15 protein-coding genes are annotated in these 26,763 nt (G+C 67.8%); 12 read left to right on the top strand and 3 right to left on the bottom strand.

From position 1 onward, the window contains the following. The first annotated feature begins 39 nt into the window (after positions 1 to 39). From FBZ90_RS24645 to FBZ90_RS24615, 7 genes are all read left to right on the top strand, one after another. Positions 40 to 723 (top strand): ABC transporter ATP-binding protein, encoded by a 684-nt coding sequence (locus FBZ90_RS24645; RefSeq protein WP_211102300.1) that lies wholly within the window; start codon positions 40 to 42, stop codon positions 721 to 723. Further along, positions 720 to 3,107, top strand: coding sequence for an ABC transporter permease (locus FBZ90_RS24640; RefSeq protein ID WP_145735850.1), 2,388 nt, complete (start codon positions 720 to 722; stop codon positions 3,105 to 3,107). The genes FBZ90_RS24645 and FBZ90_RS24640 overlap by 4 nt, the downstream gene beginning before the upstream one ends. 524 nt (positions 3,108 to 3,631) lie before the next feature. Then, complete coding sequence (locus FBZ90_RS24635; protein WP_145735848.1) at positions 3,632 to 6,445, top strand: TonB-dependent receptor; 2,814 nt, start codon at positions 3,632 to 3,634, stop codon at positions 6,443 to 6,445. A gap of 184 nt (positions 6,446 to 6,629) precedes the next feature. Continuing rightward, positions 6,630 to 8,174 carry a tryptophan halogenase family protein gene (locus tag FBZ90_RS24630; protein WP_145735846.1) on the top strand — a complete coding sequence of 515 codons (1,545 nt, stop codon included), beginning with the start codon at positions 6,630 to 6,632 and terminating at the stop codon, positions 8,172 to 8,174. Further along, positions 8,171 to 10,036 (top strand): alpha-amylase family glycosyl hydrolase, encoded by a 1,866-nt coding sequence (locus FBZ90_RS24625; RefSeq protein ID WP_145735844.1) that lies wholly within the window; start codon positions 8,171 to 8,173, stop codon positions 10,034 to 10,036. The genes FBZ90_RS24630 and FBZ90_RS24625 overlap by 4 nt, the downstream gene beginning before the upstream one ends. Continuing rightward, complete coding sequence (locus FBZ90_RS24620) at positions 10,033 to 11,667, top strand: alpha-amylase family glycosyl hydrolase (protein WP_145735842.1); 1,635 nt, start codon at positions 10,033 to 10,035, stop codon at positions 11,665 to 11,667. The genes FBZ90_RS24625 and FBZ90_RS24620 overlap by 4 nt, the downstream gene beginning before the upstream one ends. A 134-nt stretch (positions 11,668 to 11,801) precedes the next feature. Further along, positions 11,802 to 14,204 (top strand): glucan 1,4-alpha-glucosidase, encoded by a 2,403-nt coding sequence (locus tag FBZ90_RS24615; RefSeq protein WP_145735840.1) that lies wholly within the window; start codon positions 11,802 to 11,804, stop codon positions 14,202 to 14,204. Positions 14,205 to 14,255: 51 nt separating this feature from the next. Here FBZ90_RS24615 and FBZ90_RS24610 read toward each other — a convergent pair whose 3' ends face one another. Together FBZ90_RS24610 and FBZ90_RS24605 are read right to left on the bottom strand one after the other, a co-directional pair. Next, positions 14,256 to 15,284 carry a LacI family DNA-binding transcriptional regulator gene (locus tag FBZ90_RS24610; protein WP_145735838.1) on the bottom strand — a complete coding sequence of 343 codons (1,029 nt, stop codon included), beginning with the start codon at positions 15,282 to 15,284 and terminating at the stop codon, positions 14,256 to 14,258. A gap of 155 nt (positions 15,285 to 15,439) precedes the next feature. Further along, entirely contained in the window at positions 15,440 to 17,026 is a 1,587-nt protein-coding gene (locus FBZ90_RS24605) for a sodium:solute symporter (RefSeq protein ID WP_145735836.1), read from the bottom strand. Positions 17,027 to 17,340: 314 nt separating this feature from the next. Here FBZ90_RS24605 and FBZ90_RS24600 point away from each other — a divergent pair, with 314 nt between their 5' ends. Together FBZ90_RS24600 and FBZ90_RS24595 are read left to right on the top strand one after the other, a co-directional pair. Next, on the top strand, positions 17,341 to 20,319 hold the full coding sequence (locus FBZ90_RS24600; protein ID WP_186456026.1) for a TonB-dependent receptor domain-containing protein: 2,979 nt from the start codon (positions 17,341 to 17,343) through the stop codon (positions 20,317 to 20,319). A 68-nt stretch (positions 20,320 to 20,387) separates the two neighbouring features. After that, positions 20,388 to 22,709, top strand: coding sequence for an endo-beta-N-acetylglucosaminidase (locus FBZ90_RS24595; RefSeq protein WP_186456025.1), 2,322 nt, complete (start codon positions 20,388 to 20,390; stop codon positions 22,707 to 22,709). A 15-nt stretch (positions 22,710 to 22,724) separates the two neighbouring features. Here the strand turns inward: FBZ90_RS24595 and FBZ90_RS24590 are convergent, their stop codons facing one another. Further along, positions 22,725 to 23,420: an SH3 domain-containing protein gene (locus FBZ90_RS24590; RefSeq protein WP_145735829.1), complete on the bottom strand. Its 696-nt coding sequence runs from the start codon at positions 23,418 to 23,420 to the stop codon at positions 22,725 to 22,727. 312 nt (positions 23,421 to 23,732) lie between these two features. Here FBZ90_RS24590 and FBZ90_RS24585 point away from each other — a divergent pair, with 312 nt between their 5' ends. The 3 genes from FBZ90_RS24585 to FBZ90_RS24575 all read left to right on the top strand — a co-directional run bounded on the left by FBZ90_RS24585 (position 23,733) and on the right by FBZ90_RS24575 (position 26,757). Further along, a complete protein-coding gene (locus FBZ90_RS24585) occupies positions 23,733 to 24,149 on the top strand; it encodes a lysozyme (protein WP_330496431.1) in 417 nt (138 codons plus the stop codon). 134 nt (positions 24,150 to 24,283) lie between these two features. Continuing rightward, complete coding sequence (locus tag FBZ90_RS24580; protein WP_145735826.1) at positions 24,284 to 25,363, top strand: SGNH/GDSL hydrolase family protein; 1,080 nt, start codon at positions 24,284 to 24,286, stop codon at positions 25,361 to 25,363. 5 nt (positions 25,364 to 25,368) lie between these two features. Next, the gene (locus FBZ90_RS24575) at positions 25,369 to 26,757 is read left to right on the top strand and encodes a GDSL-type esterase/lipase family protein (protein ID WP_145735824.1); all 1,389 of its coding nucleotides are present in this window, start codon (positions 25,369 to 25,371) and stop codon (positions 26,755 to 26,757) included. Positions 26,758 to 26,763: the final 6 nt, after the last annotated feature.

Raw genomic sequence — 26,763 nt, 5'->3', positions numbered from 1 at the left:
CCGCCATGCTGCCCGTCTCTCAACCGAAAGGGGGTTCGGGTGTCGCCTGTCATTCAATTGCTGGCCGCCGGGCGGACGTTCCGCCAGGGGCCGGACGAGTACGCCGCCTTGCGGCCTGCCACCGTCACCATCGACCGGGGGCAGTATGTGGCGGTGACGGGGGCGTCCGGCTCCGGCAAGTCCACGCTGCTGAACCTCATCACCGGGGTGGACCGGGCCAGTCAGGGCTCCGTCCGCGTCAAAGGCACGGCGCTGGAGACTTTGGGGGAGGGGGCTTTGGCCCGCTTCCGGGGGACCCATATCGGCATCGTCTTCCAGTTCTTCGAGCTGATCCCCACCCTGACCGCCCTGGACAATGTCGTGCTGGCCATGGATTTGGTGGGCGTGGTGCCGACCAGGGCACGCCGGGCGCGGGCCCTGGCCCTGCTGGGCGACGTGGGCCTGGACGGCCAAGCCTTGCGCCCACCTGGCCGCCTATCGGGTGGGGAGCAGCAGCGCGTGGCCATTGCCCGCGCCCTGGCCAACGACCCGCCCATCCTGGTCGCGGATGAACCCACCGGCAATCTGGACCGCGCCAATGGCGAACGCGTGGCCGCGCTGTTCGACCGCTGCGTGGCCGATGGGCGCACGGTCATCGTCGCCACCCACGAACGCGGCGGGTTGGACCGCTATCACCGCGTTTTGCGGGTCGAGGATGGTCAGATAACGGAGGGCAGGGGATGATCTCCGTTCGGCTGAAGAAGGTGGCGCGCGACTTCGGCGTGCGCTGGGGCCGCACCCTGATGGCTTTCACAGGCCTGACCATCGGCCTGTTCGTCGCCGGCGCAGTGGTGGCCGCCTATTCCCTGCTGCGCACGGACCTGGACGCTGGCTATCGCCGCACCACCCCCCCCAACCTGGTGCTGCGTACCGATGCCGTGCCGCCGGAAGTGCTGCGCCGGTTGGCGGCCCTGCCCGGTGTGGCGGCGCTGGAGGAACGCCCCCTGGTGAGGGCGGGGGTGCAGACCGAGCCGGGCCACTGGTGGCCCCTGGAACTCGCGGTGGTGGACGACTTCCGCGACCTGCGGGTGGCCACGTTCGCTCCCGATGCCGGCCTGCCTGAGGGGGCTTGGCCGCCGCCGACCGGCGGCCTGCTGTTGGAACGCGACGGGCGCTATTTCATGGAGGGCGGGCCCGGTGCGGCCTTGCACCTGCGCTTCGCCGATGGCGGAACGGCCAGCGGCACCTTCAGCGGTTATGTCTTTGATCCCGGTCAGCACCCCTCGCGCATGGAGATGGTGCTGTACGGCTATGTCACCCGCGCCACCCTGGCCGCCTGGGGCCAGGCGCTGGACGGCACCCGCCTGCTGTTGACCACGCGCGCCTCCGGTGGCCCGGAGAGCGCCAGCGCGCTGGCTCCGGTAGTGGAGTCCACGTTGGTGGCGGCGGGTGTGGCAGTGCGCCGCCTGGATATCCAGGATGTGCCGGTCTATGGCCACCAGAACCAGTTGGACGCGCTGCTGGTGCTGATGGCCGGCCTGGCCCTGACCACCCTGGTCATGGGCACGGTGCTGGTGGTCAACCTCATCGACGGGATGATGACCCGGGAACGACGGGTGGTGGGGGTGATGCGGGCCCTGGGTGCTGCGCCGGGGCAGGTGCTGCGCGATTATCTGCTGGGCACCGGCGCCTTGGGCCTGGCGGCGGCCTTGACCAGCCTCTGGCCCGCCGTCGCCATGGGGATGGTCACGGCCCGCTTTGTGGCCGCCGGCAACAATTTCGACCTGGTGACGCCCCGGCCGCCCCTGTGGGTGGCGGCTATCATCCTGATCTTTGGCGCCGGCACGCCCCTGACGGTGACCGCCTGGCGGGTGGGGCGGATGGTGCGCCTGCCTGTGCGCTTGGCCTTGATGCGATCCGGTGGACAGGGTGGCGGCGTGCGGGTGGAGATGTTGGGTCGCGCCACGATCCTGCCCCTGCTGCCCCGCCTGGCGGTGGGTGCGGTGCTGCGCCGGCCCCGCCCCGCCGTGCTCAGCGCCCTGGTTTTGGCCATCGGTCTGGCCTTTTTCCTGACGGCGCTGAACGTCCGCGCCTCCATGCAAGGCACGGCGGCGGCCGTGGCCCGGACCAAGCCTTATGACGTGCAATTGTTGCTACGCCAGCCTCATTCAGCGGACCGCCTGCGCTTCCTGCTGGCCGGCCGGCCGGAGGTGCGCGTGGCGGAATACTGGCGGGCGGTGACCGCCATACCGCTGGGTACCGGCGGGGGGCGCCTGGGAAACGCCATTCCCGTGGTGGCGGCGCCGGCGGACACCCGCCTGCTGCGCCCCGATCTGCTGGCCGGGCGATGGCTGGCCGAGGGCGCGTTGGACGGTATGTCCGGCGGTGTGGTCGTGACGCAGAAGCTGCTGGCCGACATGCCGGCCATCCAGTTGGGTGGTGCCTATCAACTGCGCGCCGGTGACCGCGTCGCACCGGTCACCATCATCGGTGTGGTGCGGGAATTCGGACCGGGGCGGGTCTACGCCCCGGCGGCGGTGATGGATGCCTTGCGCCCGTCCCCGGCGGACGCCGACCTGGTCTACCTGACCTTGGCCCCGGGCACCGACCAGCGCCAAGCCGCCCAGGCATTGCAGGACGATCTCACCGCCGCCGGCATCCAGGTGGGAGAAGTGGAGACGGCGGGGATGCTGAGGGCCATCATCGACGGCCATCTGGACTTCATCACCTTCATCCTCTTGGCGATTTCCGTCTTGGCGCTGTTGACGGGCGTACTGGGTCTTGCGGCCTGCATCGGCGTCAGCGTGGCGGAGCGCATACGCGAAATCGGCGTGATGAAGGCGATGGGCGCCAGCGGGTCCGCCCTGGTGCGCCTTTTCATCTATGAGGCGGTGGTGATCGCCGTCCTGGGCTGGGCCATCGCCTCGGCATGGGCACCGCTCATCAGCCGCCCGGTGGTGGCCCGCTTCGGCCAGAGGATCATCCAATACCCCTTCGACTATCAGGCCTGCGCCTGGGGCGCTGCCGCCGGCCTGGGCGTTGCCATTCTCATCGCGGTGCTGGCGACCTTGGTTCCGGCCCAGGCGGCGGTGCGGGCCACCGTCGCCAAGACCCTGCGGGTGGAATGAGAATACGTCTCATTTGATTGCCAGTCTGTAAGCGTTCGGCCGGAGCCAGAAGGTTCCGGCCTTTCTCGTTGCGCGCCTGCGAAGGCGATTACTTTCCCGACAAAAGCAAAATTGGTTAAGCAAACCTTGCATTCTGAATACGTATGCACCCGTTACTGCATCGTTGCACATACGTATGCGGGCTATGTTACAAAAATCCGGCCCCCACTATGATCGTCACAAATTCGGGAGGATACGGGGCCGGGCGCCAAGGCGTCCCATCCAGGATGATGCGCGATCAGGGTGACAGGACGGACCGGGCGCCGCGAAGGCCTTGGCAGCGTCCCCACTGAGGCATCGCCGATCCACACCGTGACATTCATGACGTCGTGCGTGGCGCCCCGTCGACCGGGGGCGTCAAGGCCCGCGTTCATGCCGGGGCGACCCGGGGGGTGTCCATCCGCGGGGGTGGGCGCTTTCAAGAAACAGCAGCAACTGGGCCGGGTAACGGCCCGCTCGAAGGCGAGACTTAAGGGGAGGGTGCCATGAAGGACACGAAGATCGCGCTGGCCGCCAGGCTGGCCCTGGGCGTCAGCACCGCGGTGCTGTTGATGCACGGCACCGCGATGGCGCAAAGCGCGCCGGCGGATGCCGCCACCACCGATGACATGCAGGAAATCGTCGTCAGCGGCTTCCGCCACTCGCTGGAATCGGCGATCGAGGCGAAGCGCGACGCCAGCCAGATCGTGGAAGCGATCTCGGCCGAAGACATCGGCAAGCTGCCGGACAATTCCATCGCGGAATCGCTGGCCCGCCTGCCCGGCCTGGCCGCCCAGCGCGTCGACGGCCGCGCCCAGGTCATCAGCCTGCGCGGCCTGGGCCCGGACTTCACCCTGACCACCCTCAACGGGCGTGAGCAGGTGTCGACCGGCAACAACCGCAGCGTCGAATACGATCTGTACCCCTCGGAAATCATCAGCAGCGCCGTGGTCTACAAGACCCCGCAGGCCGGCTTCACCGCCCAGGGCCTGGCCGGCACCGTGGATCTGCAGACCGTGCGCCCGCTGGATTACGGCAAGCGGGTGCTGTCCGCCTCCGCCCGGTATGAGCAGACCTCCATCGGCAAGCTGAACTCCGACAGCGAGGACAAGGGCTACCGCGCCAGCGCCACCTATATCGACCAGTTCGCCCATGACACCCTGGGCGTGTCGCTGTCCATCGCGCACCTGAACTCCCCCACCCAGCAGGAAACCTCCCGCGTCTGGGGCTACCCGCAGCTGTCCAACGGCAGCTATGTCATCGGCGGTGACGAGGTGCGCGCCAATTCCGAAGAGTTCAACCGCACCGGCATCATGAGCACGGTGCAGTACAAGCCCACCGACAACTTCACCACGTCGCTGGACTTCTTCTACACCCACTACCAGGACTATCAGTGGCAGCGCGGCATCGAGATGCCGCTGCAGTGGGGCAACGGCTCCGCCAACGGCGCGCAGCCGGCCGTGGCGCTGCTGCCCGGCTACACCACCGTCGGCAACATGATCACCAGCGGCGCGTTCAGCGGCGTGAAGGGCGTGGGCCGTAGCGACGTGGGCTCCACCCAGTCCGATCTGTACTCCATGGGCTGGAACGGCCAGTACACCAAGGGCGACTGGACCGGTACCCTGGACGCCGGCTACAGCCTGGCGGATCGCACCACCACCCGCTTCGAATCCTATTTCGGCACCGGCTCCAGCGGGTCGTCCGGCGCCACCGACACCATCGGGTTCACCAATGTCGGCACCAATGAGGCCGGGTACCAGTACACCCACAACCTGAACTACGCCGACCCCAACCTGATCAAGCTGACCGATCCCAACAACTGGAACGGCGGCACCACCCCCTATGCCCAGAACGGCTATCTGAACAAGCCGCGGGTGCACGACGATCTGCTCTCGCTGAGGGGCGATTTGAAGAAGGACTTCCACGAAGTCGCCTTCCTCAAGGACATCGACATCGGCGTGAACTACACCGAGCGCAACAAGGAATACTACCAGCCGGAATGGTACGTCACCCTGACGTCCAACCTGACCGCGGCGGTCGATCCGCTGACCGGCGTGAAGGGTGCCAGCGCCGCCATCCCGTCCTGGGCCATGGTGGGCACCGCCGACCTCAGCTGGATCGGCCTGGGCAACACCGTCGCCTACAACCCGGTGGAACTGCTGTCCCGCGGCGTCTACAGCCTGGTGCCCTGCGCCCAGTACCGCGCCAACTGCACCAGCGACAGCCACTACACCGTGACCGAGAAGGTCACCACCGGCTTCGTCAAGGCGGACTTGGATGGGAATGTCGGGGCGGTGAAGGTCATGGGCAACGTCGGCCTGCAACTGGTCCATACCGACCAGTCGTCCACCGGTGTCGCCATCGTCGCCGCCAACAAGTACCAGGACCGCACCCTGGGCGTCGGTTACACCGACCTGCTGCCCAGCCTGAACCTGGCCTTCGTCCTGCCCAACCCGGACCACCAGATCCGCCTGGGCGCCGCCCGTGAGATGATGCGGGCCCGCATGGACCAGATGCAGGCCAACCTGTCCTACGGCTTTGACGCTTCGAAGGCCGGGATTTCCAATCCCAACAATGGCCCGTGGAGCGGCAACGGCGGCAACCCCTACCTGAAGCCCTGGTACGCCGACGCCGTTGACCTGTCCTACGAATACTACTTCAACAAGGCCGGCTACCTGTCGCTGGCGGCGTTCTACAAGCACCTGGAAAACAACATCTACAACAAGAGCACGCTGACCGACTTCACCGGCATCAACACCTACTCCGCCGCCACGCCGGCCACCAACTTCGGCTATGTCACCGTGCCGGTGAACGGCACCGGCGGCATGATCGAGGGTGTGGAAGCCGCGTTCGCCGTGCCGCTGGACATGGTGTGGTCCAAGCTGGAGGGCTTCGGCATCAACGGCGCCGCCGGCTGGACTGAGACAGACCTGCAGGCCGGGTCGCAGGGTGTGGGTTCCGGCAACAGCAGCCTGCCGGTGGCCGGTTACTCCAAGTGGACGGAGCAGGGCACCCTCTACTACGAGAACCACGGCTTCGGCGCCCGCGTCTCGGTCACCCACCGCTCCGGCTATCTGTCGGAACAGACGGGCTTCGGCCAGGGCCGCGAGTTCGACATGGCGGTGCCGGAAACCCTGGTCGACGCCCAGGTCAGCTATGACTTCGGCGAAGGCGCCCTGAAGGGCCTGTCCATCGTCCTGCAGGCCCAGAACCTGACGGATGAGCCGGTCATCACCTACTACAACGGCGATACCACGCAGAATTGGCGGTACGAAAAGTACGGCGTTCGTTATCTGCTCGGTGCTTCCTACAAGTACTGAGCCGATAGGGTGAGGTGTCCCGCCGGCCTCCCAGCCGGCGGGCGCTTCTCGCCTTTCTCCCCGAGCCCTCGTGAGGCGGGCCCAGGCCATGGTTGCACCCAGATCCAGGTGAACCAGGGCCCGCCTCACCCTTTTCCCCGCCCCGGCGGGGAGGTACCGGCAACAGCGACCTGGAAGACAGGCCATGACGTTCGCCCCCCTCCGTGACATCGTCATCGTTGGCGGCGGCACCGCCGGCTGGATGGCGGCCGCCCTTTTCAGCCACATCCTCGGCCCCGGCGGCCGCTCCGGGGGCCATCGCGTCCACCTGGTGGAATCGCAAGAGATCGGCACCGTGGGTGTGGGCGAGGCGACCATCCCCCCCATCGGCGTGTTCAATCGCGCCCTGGGCCTGGATGAGAACGACTTCCTGCGCCAGACCCAGGGCACCATCAAGCTGGGGATCGAGTTCGTGGACTGGCTGCGGCCCGGCCACCGCTACCTGCACAGTTTCGGCGCCTTCGGCCACGCGCTGGGGCTGGGGCATTTCCAGGACTTCTGGCTGCGCGCCCACCGCCTGGGCATGACGGATGACTGGGAACCCTACATCCTGAACAGCGTGGCGGCCCGGCGCGGACGCTTCACCCCGCCGGATCCGCGGCGGCAAAGCCCGCTGGAGCCGCTGGCCTATGCCTTCCACATCGACGCGGGGCTGTACGCCCAATACCTGCGCCGGTTCGCGGAACAGCGCGGCGTGCGGCGAACGGAGGGCAGGATCGTCCGCACCATCCTGCGCGCCCACGACGGTTTCGTCGACGCGGTGGAGATGGCGGACGGCACGCGCGTCAAGGGCGACCTGTTCATCGACTGCTCCGGTTTTCGCGGCCTGCTGATCGAGCAGGCGCTGAACACCGGGTTTGAGGATTGGTCCCACTGGCTGCCGTGTGACCGCGCCTGGGCCGTGCCCAGCGCGCATGACGGCACCGCCAGCGCCTTGACACCCTACACCCGCTCCACCGCGCGGGTCGCGGGCTGGCAATGGCGCATTCCGCTGCAGCACCGCACCGGCAACGGCTACGTCTATTCCAGTCGCCATGTCAGCGATGACGAGGCGGCCGCCACCCTGCTGGCCAACCTGGAGGGGGAGGCGCTGGCCGACCCGCGTCCGCTGCGTTTCACCGCCGGCCGGCGCCGGCGCTTCTGGAACCGCAACGTCGTGGCCGTGGGCTTGGCGGCCGGCTTCATGGAACCGCTGGAATCCACCAGCATCCACCTGGTGCAGTCGGCCCTGTCCCGGCTCATCACCCTGCTACCCAACCACACTTTGGATCCCGCTGTTGTGGAGGAGTTCAACCGCGCCTCGGCCATCGAGTATGAGCGCATCCGCGACTTCATCATCCTGCACTATGCAGCCACGGACCGCGGCGAAAGCCCCTTCTGGCGGGAGTGCCGGGACCGGCCGGTGCCTGAGGAATTGGCTCGCCGCATGCGCGTCTTCCGGGCGCTGGGCCGTGTCGCCCGCGATCACGATGAACTGTTCAGCGAGGTCAGCTGGCTGCACGTCTTCCTGGGGCAGGGGGTCTGGCCGCGCGATCACCATCCCCTGGCCGACCAGTTGTCGGAGGAGGACCTGCGCCGTTTCCTCGACGACATCAAAGCAGCGGTGGCGCGCGAAGTGGACGCCATGCCCACCCATGCCGACTTCATCGCCCGCCACTGCCAGCCCGACAGCCTGACGAGGACCGCATGACACCCCTCAGCCGCCGCCTGGCGCTGCTTTCCACCACCCTGATCATCGCCGCCGGCGCCTTGCTGTCGGCCGGGCCCACCCCGGTGCGCGCCGCGGACTACCGCGACCGTCTGGCGGAGGATGAGGTGGTCTATTTCCTGCTGCCCGACCGCTTCGACAACGCTGACCCCGCCAACGACACGGGTGGTCTGGGCGGCGGGCTGACTGGCGACCGGTCGGTGACCGGCTATGACCCGACGGACAGCGGCTATTATCACGGCGGCGATCTCAAGGGGCTGATCCGGCGACTGGATTATATCCAGGGCCTGGGGGCCACCGCCCTGTGGGTGGGGCCGATCTTCAAGAACAAGGCGGTGCAGGGGGCGCCCGGCCACCAGTCCGCCGGCTATCACGGCTATTGGATCACCGACTTCACCCACGTCGATCCGCACTTCGGCACGGATGACGACTTCAAGGCCCTGGTGGACGCGGCCCACGCGCGCGGCATGAAGGTCTACTTGGACATCGTCATCAATCACACGGCCGATGTCATCCAGTACAAGGAATGCGCCCCGGGGAACGGCCGGGCCAAGCCCTGCCCCTACCGCTCCAAGGCCGACTATCCCTACACCCGCAAGGGCGGCCCCACCGGCCCGTCCATCAACGCCGGTTTCATGGGCGATGAGGTTCAGACGGCGGAGAACTTCGCCCGGCTGACGGACCCGGCCTATGCCTACACCCCCATCGTGCCCGAGGCCGAACGGCATGTTAAGGCGCCGGAGTGGCTGAACGATCCCCGCTACTACCACAATCGCGGTGAATCGACCTTCAAGGGCGAAAGCTCCCTCTACGGCGACTTCGGCGGCCTGGACGATGTGATGACGGAGCACCCGGCCGTGGTGCGCGGCTTCATCGACATCTATGGCGCCTGGATCGACCGCTACGGCATCGATGGCTACCGCATCGACACCACCCGCCATGTTAATCCGGAATTCTGGCAGGCCTTCGTGCCCGCTATGCTGGAGCGCGCCAAATCCCGGGGCATCCCCCATTTTCATATCTTCGGCGAGGTGGCGGACACCGATGGCCGCGTCGCCGTCCTGGCCCGCCACACGCGGGTGGACAAGCTGCCGGCCGTGCTGGATTTCGCCTTCCGCCGTGCCGTGATCGACACTGTGGCGGGGACCAGGGGCACTGACAGGCTGGCCCTGATGCTGGACGGCGACGCTTTGTATGAGGGGGGCGAGGATGCGGCGCGCCAACTGCCCACCTTCGTCAGCAATCATGACCACGGCCGCTTCGCCTACTTCGCCCGCAAGGCCTTCCCCCAGGCGGGCGAGGATGAGATCCTGAAGCGCGTCATCCTGGCCAACGCCCTGATGTTCACCCAGCGCGGCGTGCCCGTCGTCTATGCCGGGGATGAGCAGGGCTTCAGCGGCGGGGAGGATCGCGCGGGGCGCGAGGACATGTTCGGCAGCCGCGTCGCATCCTACAACGCCGAGCGCCTGGTGGGCACCACCACCACCACGGCCACCCCCAGCTTCAACCCCGACCACCCGCTGTACAAGGCGTTGGCCGAGATGGCGCGCCTGCGCGAGGCGGAGCCCGCCCTGCGCCACGGTCGTAGCGTCGTGCGCTTTGCCAGCGAAAAGCCGGGATTGTTCGCCGTGTCCCGTATCGACCCCGCCACGGGGCGGGAAGTGCTGGTGGCTGTCAACACCGGCACCCAGCCGGTGACCGCCCAGGTCGAGGTTGGCAGCCAATGGACCAGTTTCACCGCCCTGCATGGCCGATGCGGCCCTGCCCCTACGGCCCCTGGCAGCTATGCTGTCCACCTGGCCCCGCTTGATTACGTCGTCTGCGCATCTGGAGAGGCTTCATGACCATGGAACACCCCACCCATACCGGACCGGGCGGCCCCCGACCCTGGTGGCGCGGGGCGGCGATCTACCAGATCTATCCGCGCAGTTTCGCCGACGCCAACAATGACGGGGTGGGCGACCTGCCCGGCATCACCCGGCACCTGGACCATGTCGCCAGCCTGGGGGTGGACGCCATCTGGCTGTCGCCCTTCTTCACCTCCCCCATGCGGGACTTCGGCTATGACGTGTCGGATTTCCGCGATGTCGATCCGCTGTTTGGTACGCTGCAGGACTTCGACGCCCTGGTGGCGCGGGCGCATGACTTGAACCTCAAGGTCATCATCGACCAGGTTTATTCCCACACATCGGACCAGCATGCCTGGTTCCAGGAAAGCCGGCAGGACCGCGCCAACCCCAAGGCGGACTGGTACGTCTGGGCCGATGCCAAGCCCGACGGCAGCCCGCCCTGCAACTGGCAATCCGTCTTCGGCGGCCCGGCCTGGACCTGGGACGCGCGGCGGGGCCAATACTACCTGCACAACTTCCTGACCGAGCAGCCGGACCTGAACGTGCACAATCCGGTGGTGCAGGACGCCTTGCTGGACGTGGCGCGCTTCTGGCTGGACCGGGGGGTGGACGGTTTCCGCCTGGACGCCATCAACTTCTCCATGCACGACCCGGCCTTCACTGACAATCCGGTGAACCCCGACCCGCATGCGCTGCGCACCCGACCCTTCGATTTCCAACTGCACACCAAGAACATGTCCCACCCGGACATCCCGAAGTTCCTGGAGCGTATCCGCGGCGTGCTGGACAGCTACGGTGGCGACCGTTTCACGGTGGCGGAGGTGGGCGGCCCCGGTGCCGACCGCGAGATGAAGGCCTTCACCGCGGGCAACACACGGCTGAACAGCGCCTATGACTTCAGCTTCCTCTATGCCGACACCCTGACCCCGGCCCTGGTGCGTAAGGCGCTGGAGCTGTGGCCGGATGAACCCGGCCTGGGCTGGCCCAGCTGGGCCTTCTCCAACCACGACGCGCCGCGCTGCGTTTCCCGCTGGGCCCAGCCCCAGGACCGCGCGGCCTTCGCCCGCATGGCGGCGCTGCTGCTGGTCACCCTGCGTGGCAACATCTTCCTCTACCAGGGGGAGGAACTGGCGCTGACCCAGGTGGCCATCCCGTTCGAGCAGTTGCAGGACCCCGAGGCCATCGCCAACTGGCCCCTGACCCTGGGCCGCGATGGCGCGCGCACGCCCATGCCGTGGACGTCCGGCGCCCCCAACGCCGGCTTCAGCTCGGCCCAGCCCTGGCTGCCCGTGGGCGCCGACCATGACGCCATGGCGGTAGACCGGCAACAGGCCGACCCCCAGTCCCACCTGGCGCTGACCCGCCGGGCGCTGGGCCTGCGCAAGGCGCACCCGGCGCTGGCCGTGGGCGACATGCGCTTCATCGAGGCGGGCGAGCACGTGTTGGCCTTCGAACGCAGCCATGGCGACGAGACGCTGCTGTGCCTGTTCAACTTTGGCCCAGAGGGATGGACAACACCAGAGGGGGCGAACTGGCCGGTGGTGGACAGTGTGGGCGCGCCGCAATCGGGCACCCAGGGCTGGACCCTGCCGCCCTTCGGCGGCCTAGTGCTGTCGCGGCCGTGATCGGTGTGGCTTTGGGGCGCATGCCCATACGTATTTCCCCCTTCCACCCCCGGCTTTCCATACGTATTCAAAGCCTTGTGCAGCGCACTGCGGGGGACAGTGATGGCCTGTTTCTTTACGAGCCTGGTGATGGAATGACGAACAACAAGACGATGGGACGGAAACGGGCGGCGGCGCTGATGGCGGTGCTGCTGGCCGGCAGCATGATGGGGGGCGCGGCGCTGGCCGGTGTGGCGCCGGGCGCGCCGGGGCAGGCGGCCACGGGTGCCTATGCGGGCAAGACCGGCATCGGCACGGCGTATCATGCGTATGACGCCCAGCCCGGCAAGGCCGTGCCGTCGCGCGTCTGGTTCTCCCTGGCCAAGGGCGTGGTCACCGAGACCATGTACGGCCTGATCCATGAGGTGCAGCTGCGTGAGCTGAAATTCGCCATCCAGGGCGAGGGCTTCCTGGATGTGGAGGACAAGGACACCGACAGCACCACCAGCTATCTGGACGTGGATGCCGCCGGCCGCCCCCGCTCGCTGGCCTACAAGCTCGTGAACAAGGCCAGGAACGGCAAGTACGAGATCGAGAAGCAGGTCTTCACCGACCCCGCCGCCGACACCCTGATGGTGCGTGTGACGGTGCGGGCGCTGAAAGGTGGCACCGTCACCCCCTACCTGCTGGTGGACCCGCAGATGGCCGGCACCGGCGGCGGCGATAAGGCCGATGTGGCAGAGGGCGCATTGCACGCCTATGAGGGCAACCGCCACCTGGTGGTGAAGGCCGCCCAGGGCTTCAAGGCCGTCAGCGTGGGCTTCGTCGGCGCCTCCGACGGGCTGACCCAGCTGCAAAAGGCCGGCAAGCTGGACGTTGACTACACCACCACCGGCGACAAGGCCGGCAATGTGGCGCTGGCCGGCGCCCTGGCGCCCGTGACGGGGGAGGCCACCTTCGACATCGTCGTCGGCTTCGGCGACAGCGCCAAGGCGGCGGATGCCGCCGCCACGGCGACGCTGAAGCGCGGGCACGACGCCGTGCTGGCGGCGTATGACGCCGGCTGGGAAGGGTATCAGGCCAAGCTGGCGCCCCTGCCGGACTTGGCCAAGGTGGCCATGGATGGCGGCAAGCTGCTGTATGCCAGCGCCCTGGTGCTGAAGGCTCAGGAGGACAAGACCCATCCCGGCGCGCTCATCGCCTCCCTCTCCGCGCCCTGGGGCGACACGCAGAAGGCCGACAAGCCCGAGACGGGCTACAAGGCGGTGTGGCCGCGCGATTTCTACCAGTGCGCCATGGCCCTGCTGGCGTTGGGTGACACCGACACGCCCAAGGCGGCGCTGAACTACCTGAAGACCATCCAGGTGGGCCCGAAGACGCCGGGCAACCATGGCGATGGCGGCTGGTTCCTGCAGAAGACCCACGTGGACGGCACGCCGGAATGGGTGGGCGTGCAACTGGACCAGACGGCCATGCCCTTGATGCTGGCCTGGCGTCTCTGGCGCAACGGCGTCATCAGCGACGCCGACGTGACGGCGCTCTACCACGGCATGGTGAAGCCCGCCGCCGACTTCCTGGTCAAGGGCGGCACCGTGGGCATCGGCTGGAACAAGGAAACCATCCGCCCGCCGGTGACCCAGCAGGAGCGCTGGGAGGAACAGGCCGGCAATTCGCCCTCCACCACCGCGGCGGTCATCGCCGGCCTGACGGTGGCGGCGGAGCTGGCGGACGTGGCGGGGGACGAGGCGGCGGTGAAACGCTATTACGCCGCCGCGGACAAATACTCCGCCGGGCTGGAGGCCGCGACCGTCACCACCAACGGCCAACTGGCACCGAAGGGTTCCCCAGTGGCGGGCAAGGGGGCCGGCTACTACCTGCGCATCGCGCCCACGGGCCAGCCCAACGCCCACACGCCGCTGGCGGTGCGCAACGGGCAGCAGGCGCTGACCGAGGACGCTTATGTCGACGGCGGCTTCCTGGAGCTGGTGCGCTATGGCGTGCGGGCCCCCAGCGATCCCATCATCAAGGCCAGCCTGGCCGTTCTGGATGACGAGGCGCTGCCGGAGAATTTGCGCGTCAAATACACGTTCCACTTCGCCGGCGACCCCACCGCCTATCCCGGCTGGCGCCGCTATGGCAACGATGGCTATGGCGAGGACCGGGCGACCGGCGCCAACTACGCCGTCAGCGGCACCATGACCCCCACCCAGCGCGGCCGCGTCTGGCCCCTGCTCACGGGGGAGCGTGGGCATTACGAGCTGGCGCTGGCGGCGGCCAAGGCTGGCGGTGCCAAGCCGGCGGAGATTGAGGCCATCCGCACCACCTATGTCCGTGCCCTGGAGCGCTTCGCCAACCAGGGCCTGATGATCCCGGAACAGGTGTGGGACGGCGTGGGCAGCGACGGCGGCCGCGGCTACAAGGCCGGCGCTGGCACCGACAGCGCGACGCCCCTGGCGTGGGCGCATGCGGAGTATGTGAAGCTGCTGCGGTCGCTGCACGATGGCGGGGTCTGGGACCTCTACGCCCCTGTGGCGGTGCGCTACGCGACCAGGCCGTAAGCGAGGATCAACCCCGGGGCCCTCGAGGCCCCGGGGATGGCGGGCGGGGTGTCAAAGCCCGCCGCAACTGCCCCGCACCACCAGGCTGGTGGCGATCTGCGTCGTCTCGATGGGGCGGCCCTCGATCAGGCGCAGCAGATTCTCCACCAGCAACTCACCCGCCGCCGCCGTGTCCTGGCGGAGGGTGGTCAGGGGCGGGGAGGTGAAGGGGGCGGCGACGATGTCGTCGAAGCCCACCACGGCCACATCCTCCGGCACCCGCAGGGACCGCTCGCGCAGCCCGTTCATGGCGCCGATGGCCAGCAGGTCGCAGGCGCCGAATACGGCGTCGATGGGCCCCTCGCGGTCGATCAGGTCCAGGATGGCCTGGTGCCCGACCTCTTCCGACGCGGCCGCATCGGCGTACAGCGCCTCGATGACCGGCAGGCCGGCCTCACCCAGCGCCTCGACATACCCGCGATAGCGGTCGCGGAACTCCGGGCAGTGTTCCGAGATGTCCCCCAGGAAGGCGATGCGCCGGCGGCCGCGCGCGATCAAGTGGCGCACGCCTTCCCTCGCGCCGTGAACATTGTCCGACCCGATGAAGTGCCCCGGCTGTCCCGGCACCACCGGGCCCCAGGTGACGAAGGCGGTGCTGACCTCATCCAGGCGGCTGATCTTGTCGACGTAGCGCAGATAGTCGCCATAGCCCAGGAAGATCAGGCCGTCGGCCCGCTTGGATGCGGCGTAGTCGGCGCTCCAATCGTCGCTGGACTGCTGGAAACTGATCAGCAGGTCATAGCCGCGCCGGGCGGATGCCTTGGTGATGCTGCTCAGCATTGACAGGAAGAAGGGGTTGATCAGCGATTGGCTGGTGACCGGGTCTTCGTACAGCAGCAGGGCCAGGGTGTTGGTCTTCTGCGACCGCAGGTTGCGGGCGTTGACGTCGACCTTATAGTTCAGCAGGCGGGCCGCCTGGGCCACGCGCTGGCGGGTGTCCTCGCTGACCATCGCGTCGTTGCGCAGGGCGCGGGACACGGTGGACTGCGACACGCCGGCCAGTTCGGCGATGTCGAACGATGTCGGACGCTTGACCCGCATCCCCTTGATTCCGGCCTCTTGGTGCTCCCCTGGGCGCGGATGATAGCAATCGGCCGCGCGTCCCCGCAATGCGCGTCGCGGCTCCGGCTCCTTAAGATCCGGGCGGCTGGTGCCGGCCGGCAACACGCGCAGCGGATCGCCCATGGGCCCGCCTCTCAGCGGAAGGTGTAGACGATGGCGGCGGTGGCGGCCAGCAGCAGGCCGGCCAGCACGCGGTAGTTGCGCCAGAACGGTTCATGCGCCAGACGGGCGCTCTCCTCGCGGAAGAAGGCCGGGGTCCACACCAGGCCGGCGGACTTCTCCGCCGCGTCGGGGGCCGTGGCCAGGCTGACGACCACCAGCACGGCGGCGCACAGCACGAACAGCAGCGGGGCGACATACAGGAAGTGGATGCTGACCACGTCCAGCACGGTGTTGGCCACGAACAGGGCCGCCCCGCCCAGCACGCCGGCGGCGATACAGGCGGCGGCCCCGGCGGCGTTGGCCCGGCGCCAGAAGATGCCCACCAGGTACAGCGCCATCACCGGCGGCACGGCGTAGGCGATGATGACCTGCAGGTATTGCCACAGCGACCCGAAATGCTCGATCTGCGGCGCCCAGGCCATGGCGGCCACGGCCATGACCAGGGTGGCCATCCGGCCGACGCGGACCAGGGCCGCGCCCTGCATCTCCGGCTTCCAGCGGCGCACGAAGTCCATGGTGAACAAGGTGGACGCGGAATTGAAGGTGGAGGCGATGGACGACATCAGCGCCGACATGAAGCCCGCCACCGCCAGGCCCACCAGGCCGGCGGGCAGCAGGCCGAACAGCAGGGTGGGGAACACCAGGTCCGGCGACTTCAGGTTGGGGTACAGCAGGATGGCGGCGGTGCCGGGCAGCACCATCAGGAATAGGACGGGCAGCTTCAGCGCCCCGGCGAACAGGCTGCCCCAGCGGCCATGGTTCTCATCCTTGGCCGACAGCACGCGCTGCACCATGAACTGGTTGGTGCACCAGAAGTAAAAGCCCAGCAGGGGCACGCCGGTCAGCAGGCCGGGCCAGGGCACGGCCGCGTCGCTCAAGGGCCGGATCAGCGACAGCTTGGCGGGATCGACGGCGCCCATGACCGCGTCCCAGCCGCCGGCCTTCAGGAAGGTGCGCACGGCGATGATCGCGGACGCCGTGAGCAGCAGCACGGCCTGGATGGTCTCGGTATAGATCACGGCGCGCAGGCCGCCGGCGATGGTGTAGATGCCGGCCGAGACGGCCAGCACGATCACGATCTGCCACAGGGGTACGCCGGGCAGCAGCAGCTTGAACAGCAGGGCGCCGCCGTAGAGGGCGCTTGCCGTGTCCACCACCAGGTTCAGGAACAGGGTCAGGCCTGAGAAATAGCTGCGCGCCAGGCCGCTGTACCGCCGCTCCAGGAACTCCGGCAGGGTGTAGACCTTGGACCGCAGCAGGAAGGGCAGGAAGAAGACGCAGAAGAACACCAGGACGGCCGCCGCCATCCATTCGTAGTTGTAGACAGAGATGCCGGTGCCGTAGGCGGCGCCCGCCAGCCCGATCAGCGTGGTGGACGAGATGTTGGAGGCCAGCAGCGCCAGGCCGATGACGGGCCAGGTGGTGCCGCGCGACGCCAGGAAGAAATCCTCGGTCGAGGAATGGCGGCGGGCCAGGTACAGACCCAATGACACGATGCCGATGAGATACAGCGCCACGATGGCGTAGTCGACCCAGGCCATGCCTGCAACCGGCACCATGCAATCCCCTCCCGATCCCTTGATTTTCCCCGCGCTGCTTTGTCGCGCCGGCTTCGTGCCTCGGCCGCAAATCCAGCCGGTGCGTCCTTCATGGCACAGGAAGGGGGGCCGACCACAACAAGAATTCGTATGCGGCGGATGCCGTGGCGCCCGCCCCCACGCTGGTCATGGTCCGGATGGCGGGGCTGCATCGTTGCGCCATTAGTGAAACCAGTTTCATATATGCATTGAAACTGGTTTCAGAAGTGTTATGGTTAGCGTCACGGGCGTTTTATGCCGGCAAACTGGCAACAAAACAAAACAGGGGGCGCACTATGGTTTCACGATATGTCCCATCCACCGTGGCGCTGGGCATTGCCCTTGGCGCCATGGGCCTGACGGGGGCCCAGTCCGCATGGGCGGCGGATCAAACAGCGCAGGGCGCGGATAGCGGCGCCGATGAATTGGCGGAAGTGGTGGTCGTGGGCTCGCACATCGCGGCGCGGCCCAACATGACCTCGGCGGCGCCCATCACGTCGGTGACGGCGCTGGAAATCCAGCAGTCGGGCGCCCTGAACGTCGAGGACATCCTGAACCGCCTGCCGCAGGTGTCGCCTGACAACCAGCAGACCTATCAGGACAGCGATGGCGCGCAGAAGATCAACCTGCGCCGCATCGGCTTCGGCCGCACCCTGACCCTGATCGACGGCCAGCGGGTGGCGACCAACATCGGCCTGGACGTCAACATCATCCCCGTCGCCTTCCTGGAGCGCATCGACGTGCTGAGCGGCGGCGCGTCCGCCGCCTATGGCTCCGACGCGGTGGCCGGCGTGGTGAACTTCATGCTGAAGAAGGAGTTCAACGGCTTCCAGGTCAGCGGCAACTACAGCCTTTACGACCATTACAACCAGCGCACCATCGTGCAGCCGGTGGCCGACCGTTACGGTATCGGCTCGCCCAACGGCCAGGCCTGGGACGGCGGGCGTGGCGATTTCAGCGCCGCCTGGGGCCATTCGTTCGCCGATGGGCGGCTTAATGTCCGCGCCTTCGCCGATTATCGCCGGACGGAACCTGTGTTGTACAAGGACCGGGACTTTTCCGCCTGCGGCCTGATCCAGGCCAGCACCGACGGCCCGCTATCCTGCCAGACCTCCACCTACTCCAAGTACGGCTATTTCAGCCCGCAGTCCGGCGACAACGCCGGCAAGGTTTTCTCCAACGCCAAGGACGGGTCGCCGACCTTTGTCACCCGCGACCAGACTTATGGATACAATTCCTACCAGGATTATTATCTGCAGCGTCAGGATGAGCGCATCAATGGCGGATTGTTCCTGAATTATGATCTTACCGATTCGGTCGAGTTCTACAGTTCTTACCTGATCTCCAGCGACACCTCCTATAACCAGTTCCGCACATCGCGGCTTTACTCGCCTTCAACTTTTGGCGAGTCGTCCTACAACATCAATTGCAACAACCCCCTGATGTCGGCGCAGCAACAGCAGGCGTTGTGCGGTTCCCTGGCGGGCACCAACACCCTGATGCCGACCGAGGTGCGTTACCAGTTCGACAGCACGGCGCAGCTGAAGGACTATTATTTGAATGAAAACCAGCGCGTCACGGCCGGCTTCCGCGGCAAGGTCCTTGACGCCTGGCACTATGACGTCGGCGGCGTGTACGCCCGGTTCGACAAGACCTACAAGCCGGCTTTCGAGAACCCGGTCTACCAGACCCAGGCCGACTCCCTGAACGTCGTCAACGTCAACGGCACGCCCACCTGCGCCGCCAAGGTGGCGGGCACCAGCCCCAACTGCGTTCCGGCCAACATCTTCGTGGCCAATGGCGGCAGCTCGGCCCTGGTCAATTTCTATGAAGGCGGCTACGGCGGCACGCAGGAACAGATCGGCACCCTGTGGGACGCCACCGTCAACGTCAACGGCGACCTGGGACGGTACGGTGTCACCAGCCCGCTGGCCAGTGAGGGCGTGGCGGTGGCCTTCGGCGGTGAATACCGCAAGGACATGGAGAACAACACCGTCGACGCCGCCTTCGTCAGCAACGCGGGCTACGGCAGTAACTTCAAGGCCAGCCAGAGCGTGAAGGAAGGCTATATCGAGGTCCAGGCGCCGCTGGTCCAGGACAAGCCCTTCGTGCATCTGCTGTCCGCCCAGGGCGGCTATCGCTGGTCCAAGTACGACACCAACCCGGACACCTTCACCACCTGGAAGATCGAGGGCACCTACGCCCCGGTGCCGGACGTGACCCTGCGCACCAGCTACAACAAGGCGGCCCGCGCCCCCAACATCTATGAGAACAACCAAGCCATCGACTTCACCTCGGGCGGCCCCGACATCTGCGCCGGCAGCAACCCCACGGCCAGCCTCGCCGCCTGCCAGCTGACCGGTGTCACCGCCGCCCAGTACGGTCATATCAAGCAGTGCGACGACAACGCCTGCCTGGCGCGCCAGGGCGGTTTCGTGCTGGACCCGGAAACGGCCCACACCCTGACCTATGGCGCGGTGCTGAAGCCCAGCTTCCTGCCGGGCCTGACCCTGTCGGCCGACCGTTACCTGATCATGATCGACAGCTCGATCGGCTTTAACTACGACGACTTCTACAGCAGCAGCTGCGCGCTGTTCGCCACCGCCTACTATTGCAGCCACTTCAACCGCAACCCCGACGGCTCGCTTACCAGCTACGACACCGTGCGCGGCGGCACGCCCAGCGCCGGCTTCGTCACCTACGGCAATACCAACAACTACAAGACCTTCGCCGAGGGCTACGATTTCCAGGCCCAGTACCTGCTGCCGGTGGCCGAGCTGGGCGGTCATCTCGATTTCGACTTCAACGGCTCGCTCAGCACCCGCACCGGTGGGCAGGACACGCCCAACTCGCTGGCCGCCAGCTGCGTCGGTTACTTCGGCCCGCGTTGCAACCAGCCGTTCCCGGCCTGGACGCACAACCTGCGCGGCACCTACATGCGCGATGGCGGCGCCTACAGCATCTCCCTCAACTGGCGCCACATCTCCGGCGTCACCAACGCCGCCAACAGCAACGACCCGGCGCTGGGCGCCAGCGCCTCCACGCGGGTCACCACCTTCACCTCCATCCCGTCGTACGACTACTTCGACGTGGCGGTGGGCTACATGGTCAACGAGCAGATCAGCCTGCGGCTGACCGTCAACAACCTGACGGACAAGATGCCGCCGATCGTGGCCAACTCGTACAACATCTCGCTGGCCCGTTCGAACACCATCCCTCAGGTTTATGACGCCTTGGGCCGCATGGTGCAGATGGGCTTCACCGTCTCGTTCTGATGCCGGTCATGGCCCCGCGCGGTATACGCCGCGCGGGGCTTTTTCTATCCGCAGCGTGGGGGACACCCGTGTCGGCACATTCTTACGGTCCATCCCGGCCTTACGGTCCATCCCGGCTGTCGCGCCGGGATTTCGCTTCCCTGGCCTTGGCGGCGCTGGCGGCGGGAAGCATGGCGCCGCCGTCCGCCTTGTCCGCCCGCGCGGCGGATGCCCTACCGGATGGGGGCGCCTGGGCCCCACGCTATCCCCTGACGCCCGTCCCCTCGACACCGGATGGAGCCGGGTGGGACGCTTTCCAGGCGCTGATGGAGTACGATCCCCAGGCGGACGCGGACGCGCCCTATTTCCAGTCCCAGGTGCGACGCGCCCACCGCATCGCGCCGTTTGCCGCCACCCAGGCCCATCCGGCGTTGGACACGGTGCCCGGTGTCGCCAGCCTGTCCGACTGCTATGGCCCCCTGGCGGCGGGCGTTTCCGAGGAAACGCTGATGCGGCGGCGTTACGGCACCCCGCTTCCGGGCGGCGTGCAGGTGCCGCGCATCTTTACCTACCACGACATCGTCGTGGGCTGGCGCGGCACCGGCATGATCCCCAACCCGGCGCTGGTCGACGTGGCACACCGCAACGGCGCCCTGGCCCTGGGCACCATTTTCCAGCCCGACCGCCGCCATTACGACGGCAGCGCCGTGCCCATGCCCCAGGTCGCCCGCAAGCTGGTGGACCTGGCGGCGTATTTCGGCTTCGACGGCTATTTCGTGAATTTCGAGAATGGGACGGAGGAGGCGGAGGCCCAGGTCCTGGACTGGGTCGCCGCCATGCGCGACGAGGCGAAGCGGCGCGGCCTCACCGATTTCCATATCCAGTTCTATGACGGCGGCACCGATATGGACTGGCTGATGCGCCGCCGTGGCGACCGGCCGGGCCAAGCGTACGCCGACAGCACCATGCTGGATCAAGGGTGGAGCCGGTATGGCGGGCCGGGCAGCTGCTGCTCCGGCGCGCCGGTGGCGCCGCTGGAGGTGCGCGCCTATTACCTGCGCAATGGGTTCGACCCGCGCGCCGTGGCCTATTTCGGCCTCCAGCTTTATCCAGGTCCCGGCTATCTGGGGGCCGCCGCCCCGCAGGTCATCCACCCCAACGACGGCGCCTACGCCTATGGCGGCCTTCAGGTCTACAGCGTGGAGGATGGGCTGCGCAACGTGCTGCGCGTGGTGCGGACCCAGCGGGCGCTTCCCGGCGAGCCGCCGGGCGCGCACTCCGACCGCCGCATCCTGGGCATTCTGGAACGCCAGTTCTTCAGCGGGCAGTCGCAGAACCCCGCCGCCGACAACGCGCCGGACGCGGCCCAGGCGCAGGCCTATCTTCCCAACGCCGCCCGGGGGCGCCACCGCTATACCGACTATGACCCGGCGGCCCCCAAGGCCACGGACCAGTTGAACCTGCCCATGACCTATGGCGTCGCCAATTTTATCGCCGAGCGTTCGGTGATCGGCGCCTTCCCTTTCGTCACCCGGTTCAACACGGGCGAGGGCGACCGCTTCCATGTCGATGGCGCGGTCGTGGCGGAGCAGCCGTGGTACAACCTGGGCATCCAGGACATCCTGCCCACCTGGCAATGGCGGATTGAGCCGCTGGCAGGGGCTGCCGGCGCGTCGGCAGCGGATTTGCTTGCGGTCGATTACGCCTATGACACGGCGTTCAACGGCGGTTCCTCCCTGGGCGTCACGGGAACGCTGGGGCCCGCCAATGCGACGCGGGTATGGCTGTACAAGACCGCGCTGACCGTGGACGCGGCCATCACCCCCGTGGTTCAGCTGGTGGTGAAGGGGCAGGGGGCCGATGCCTTGCGCCTGGGCCTCCTGTTCGCCGATAGGCCGGCGGCGCCCGTCTGGTTGCCCCTGGCCGGCGCACCCCGGCAGGACCTGGCCGACGGCTGGTCCCGCCTGACGCTGCGTTTGGACCCCTATCACGGGCGCACCATCGCGGCCCTGCTGCTGGGTGCCGCCGCCAAGGGCACGAGCGCCAAGGGGTCTGGTGAAGTGATGGATGTCCGTATCGGGGAAATGTACATCGGTGCCGCGCCGGGCGACGCCGCGATGCCGGCGCCGCGCGGCCTTATGGCCCAGGCGCGGTCAACCGGCACCGGCAGCGGCCGGGCGGAGGTGCGCCTGCGCTGGGCACCCGATCCCGCCGCGGCCCATCATGATGTGTATGCCGATGATGGGCAGGGCCGCTGGGTCTGGCAGGGTCGGGTCACGGGAACGGCCTACCACGCGGTGGCGGTTCCGGTTGGCGGCGATAGCAAGGTGCGCCTGCGTCTTGTGGCCTCCCCGCCGGGCCTGTCGACCCGGCCGGGGATGCCGGCCGATATCGTCGTCGCGGTTGGCTGACGCCGGACCCTGGTTTCAACGACGGGGGCCGTGGTCCCCGTCGCCGCGATGGTCGTCGCCTCCGGGCCCGCGATGGTCGCCACCCGGCCCGCCGGGGGGACCTCCGGGGCCGGGCCGGCCTGGGCCGTCGTGACGGTCGCCCGGACCAGGGCGGCCGGGCCCGGGGCCGGGATGGCCGTCGTGGCGGTCCCAATCATGATGCTCCCACCCAGGCCGGCCGGGGCCCGGACCGGGGCGGAAGTCCTGCCCAGGGCGATAGATGGGGCGGGGCGGCGGCAGGCGTTCCCAGCGGTGGCGATCCGCGAACCACGGGCGGTCGCGGTAGTAGCGGCCCCAATATTCATTGAACGAGAAGGTGATGACGGGCAGGCCGATCACCCCGCCGAACTGCGGCAGGTAAACCCGCTGACCCTGGTAGGGATACAGCAGGCTGCCGCCATAGAGCCAGCCGCGGTAGCCCTGGAAATCCACGTCGCACCACGACCAGCCGGCAAGGCAGCCATAGACGTTCAACGACACCCCGGGCGGCAGGCTGGCGATGGCGGGATAGCCGCCGCCGGGACCGGCGCGCAGGATCGTGCCGCTGGCGGTGTAGGCATATTCCGCCTTGGCCGCCATGGGCAGGGCCACCAGGGTGGACACCACCGCGGCGATCAGATGCGCCCGGCGGAAACGGGGCAGACGCGGGCGGGGGAGCGGCAGACGGATCATCGCGGGCGGACCTTTCTTGCTAAGGCCAATTCCTGGATTACCCCGTTGGGGGCGCAGCCAGGGCGGCGGACCTTAAGAATCCGACAATACAATGGAGATACCGTACGCCCAACGCGGACGAAGGAGGGCGGACGAAAGATGGAGACGCCCGGCCCTTTGGTCAAATTGACGTCGGCCGGATCGGCTTTCCGGTTCGGTCGCGGGTAGAGCGGACCTATAAAGGCAATCCTGAATTGCGCCACCTTTGCGTGGCGCCACGAAGAGGAGATCAAGCAGCGAATGACCAGGGCCGTGAACGCAGCGGGGATTGCCTTGACCGAGGAGTCCGAGGGCCTGAACCTGACCGCCTATCTTTGCCCGGCCGGGCACCTGACCATCGGCTACGGCCACACGGGCCCCGATGTCACGGAGGGCATGACCATCACCGAGGCCCAGGCCCAGGATCTGCTGGCCCAAGACCTGGCCACCGCCGGCAATGGCGTTATGGCGGCGGTGACCGTGCCGTTGACCGATAACCAGTACGCGGCCCTCACGGATTTCGCCTTCAACCTTGGGGTCGGCGCCCTGACCCAGTCCACGCTGCTGCGCCTGCTGAACCAGGGCGATTATCAAGGCGCCGCCGCCCAATTCCTGGTTTGGGACAAGGCGCATGTGAATGGCCAGCTGGTCACGCTGCCGGGATTGGCGGCCCGCCGGCAGAAGGAACAGGCCCTGTTCCTCACGGCGTGACACCTAGGCGGTGGAGCTATCCCTAGCCGGCGCGTGACAGGCGCCGGGACTCCCGGTATGACGGTGCGGGCGGTCGTAATGGCGCCGTCCGTGTCGTGTATTGGTTAACTAGGTTCGGCAGTCAGGGGCGCTCGATGAACCGCCGGTTAGTTATTGTTTTTGGCGCTTTCTTTTGTCTGTCCGCTGTCGCCAGCGCTGAGCCGGTCGCCCCACCCGCGACGCTCCCGCCCCCTGCCGCTCCGGTTCAGACCACCATATCCGTCTATGGCGATTCCCTGGCCGACGGGGTGTGGAGCGGCCTGTACGACCGGCTGAAGTCCCAGCCGCAAACCCGGTTGGTGCGGCATTCGCAATTGGGCGCCGGGCTGACCCGTCCCGATTATGCCAACTGGCAGGCCGAAACCGCCCGGCAGATCGACGATGCGGGGGAGGGCGGCTACGCCATCGTCATGTTCGGCGCCAACGACATGCAGGGCGTGCGGGATGAGAACCGCAAGGGCTACTTGTTCAAGTCGCCCGGCTGGACCAACGTCTATACCCAGCGCATCGATTGGCTGCTGCAGACGCTGAAGGATCACCACGTCACCACGGTGTGGATCGGGCTTCCCGTCATGCGCAAGCCGGAAACGAACGAGGACGCCAAGTTCATGACCGGCCTGTATGAGGCGGAGGCCAAGAAGTACGGCGCCGTGTTCCTGCCCCTCTACCAGGACTACCTGGATGCCGACGGCAACTTCATGGCGCGCATCGATGACAGCCGGCAAAAAAGCCAGCAGCTGCGCTCCGACGATGGCATCCACTTCACCGGCTATGGCTATCAACTGGTGGCAAGCAAGGTGCTGACCCGCTTGCAGATGGCTTCGGCGCCCGTGGCCAAGCTGGCGCCGAAGCCGGCGGACGTCCCCGCCCGCCCGGCCCCCGCCGCCGCTCCCGCCGTGACCCCGGCCGTCGCCTCCCCCGCGCCCGCCGCCGAAACGCCTGCCACGCCGGCGTCGGCCGCCACGACATCAGCCGGAGTTCCCGCCGCCGTGGCCCCTGCCGCCACGGTCCCCGCCGCTGCGCTGCCGGCTGCGTCCCCCCACGTTACCCCCGCTGACCTGCCCGTCACGCCATCGTCGGGTCAGCCCCCGGGTGCCGCCACCGGGGCCGCCGCCGGCTCTTCCATCGGTTCTCATGGCCGCGCGCTCATCGGCACGCCGGCACGGCAGCTTTGATCCCCATGCGCCGACGTTTCCTGTCTCTCAGTCTGATGCTGGCCGCAGTGGCGGCCTGCAGCGCCGCCCCTGCGGGCCGCACCGCTTCCAGCACCCCCAAGGCGACCCCGGCGGCGGTGGGGCGTGTCGCCCCGCCGTCGGCGCTGCCGGCGCGTGTATTCTCCCCCTATGATGGCAATCCGGGCTTCGAACGGCTTTTCCAGCGTCTGGCCGCCATCGAGGCCGGCCACGGCGGCACGGTCGACATCCTGCAACTGGGGGACAGCCACACCGCCGGCGGCGTTTTCACCACCCGCCTGCGCGACGCCTTGCAGGAACGCTTTGGTTCGGCCGGCCCCGGCTACATGCCGGCGGGCAAGCCCTATATCGGGTCGCGCCGGCCGGATGTCGCGGTGACCCAGGAAGGCAAGTGGCAGTATTTCAACAGCCTCAGCGACACGCCGCCACCGGGCTGGGGCATGACCGGCTTCGTCGCCCGCAGCCGCGCGCGCGGCGCGGCCATCAGCGTCACCCCAAAGGATGGGCTGGGCTTCGACATCGCCGGCGTCACCATCGTGCGCCAGCCGGGCGGCGGTGACCTGCTGGTGCTGATCGACGACCGGGTGGTGAAGCAGATTGCGACGCAGGGCCCCGCCGGCCAGGCCGATTGGATCACCCTGCCCACCGCCGGCCAGGCGCAGCAGCTGAAGCTGGTGGCGGCCGACGGCCGGCCGGTGGACATCGCCGGCTGGTCGCTGGACCGGGCCAAGCCCGGCGTGGTGTTCGACAGTGCCGGCGTGGTCGGTGCCCGCCTGACCACCATGGACCGCTGGAATCCCGAAACGGTCGCGCTGGAATTGGCCAAGCGCAAGCCGGACCTGGTGATCCTGGCCTACGGCACCAATGAGGGCTTCGACCGCGATCTGGACATGACCGCTTATCAGGACCGGTTCAAGGCGGCCTTGCGCCGGCTGAACGCCGGCCCGGTGGCGGTCATCGTGCTGGGCCCCCTGGATGGGCAGGCGGAGTCCGCCGCCTGTAAAAAGGTGGCGAACAAGGATGCCGTGTTCCCCTGCCAGGACACGCCGCCGCCTCTGGGCAAGTGCGCCTGGTATACGCCGCCCATGCTGGGCCGGGTGCGGTCGCTGCAGGCCCAGGGCGCCAAGTCCGGCGACTATGTGTTCTGGGATTGGTCGCAGCTGATGCCGGGAGCCTGCGGCATGGACCGGTGGGTGCGCCAGGCCGTGCCGCTGGCCCGGGCCGACCATGTCCATCTGACGCCGGAGGGCTACACCCTGACGGCCAACGCCTTCTTCGCCTGGCTGATGGACCAGTACCAGGGCTATATCCAGCCCGGGGCCGCCCCGCCGCGCTCGGTGGTGGCTGGCGATACTGGCGTCGCGGCCGGCCGGTGAGGAACG

It is taken from the genome of Nitrospirillum pindoramense (genome assembly GCF_007827955.1).
Lineage (GTDB): Bacteria > Pseudomonadota > Alphaproteobacteria > Azospirillales > Azospirillaceae > Nitrospirillum > Nitrospirillum amazonense_B.
This window is presented reverse-complemented; position numbering and strand designations above follow the sequence as displayed.

Excerpts from the sequence above, each read along its gene's own strand:
- FBZ90_RS24640 (WP_145735850.1), top strand. The coding sequence starts at position 720 with ATGATCTCCGTTCGGCTGAAGAAGGTGGCGCGCGACTTCGGCGTGCGC.
- FBZ90_RS24635 (WP_145735848.1), top strand. The coding sequence starts at position 3,632 with ATGAAGGACACGAAGATCGCGCTGGCCGCCAGGCTGGCCCTGGGCGTC.
- FBZ90_RS24590 (WP_145735829.1), bottom strand. The coding sequence starts at position 23,420 with ATGATCCGTCTGCCGCTCCCCCGCCCGCGTCTGCCCCGTTTCCGCCGG.
- FBZ90_RS24575 (WP_145735824.1), top strand. The coding sequence starts at position 25,369 with ATGCGCCGACGTTTCCTGTCTCTCAGTCTGATGCTGGCCGCAGTGGCG.
- FBZ90_RS24620 (WP_145735842.1), top strand. The coding sequence starts at position 10,033 with ATGACCATGGAACACCCCACCCATACCGGACCGGGCGGCCCCCGACCC.
- FBZ90_RS24605 (WP_145735836.1), bottom strand. The coding sequence starts at position 17,026 with ATGGTGCCGGTTGCAGGCATGGCCTGGGTCGACTACGCCATCGTGGCG.
- FBZ90_RS24630 (WP_145735846.1), top strand. The coding sequence starts at position 6,630 with ATGACGTTCGCCCCCCTCCGTGACATCGTCATCGTTGGCGGCGGCACC.
- FBZ90_RS24610 (WP_145735838.1), bottom strand. The coding sequence starts at position 15,284 with ATGCGGGTCAAGCGTCCGACATCGTTCGACATCGCCGAACTGGCCGGC.
- FBZ90_RS24580 (WP_145735826.1), top strand. The coding sequence starts at position 24,284 with ATGAACCGCCGGTTAGTTATTGTTTTTGGCGCTTTCTTTTGTCTGTCC.
- FBZ90_RS24615 (WP_145735840.1), top strand. The coding sequence starts at position 11,802 with ATGACGAACAACAAGACGATGGGACGGAAACGGGCGGCGGCGCTGATG.
- FBZ90_RS24625 (WP_145735844.1), top strand. The coding sequence starts at position 8,171 with ATGACACCCCTCAGCCGCCGCCTGGCGCTGCTTTCCACCACCCTGATC.
- FBZ90_RS24600 (WP_186456026.1), top strand. The coding sequence starts at position 17,341 with ATGGTTTCACGATATGTCCCATCCACCGTGGCGCTGGGCATTGCCCTT.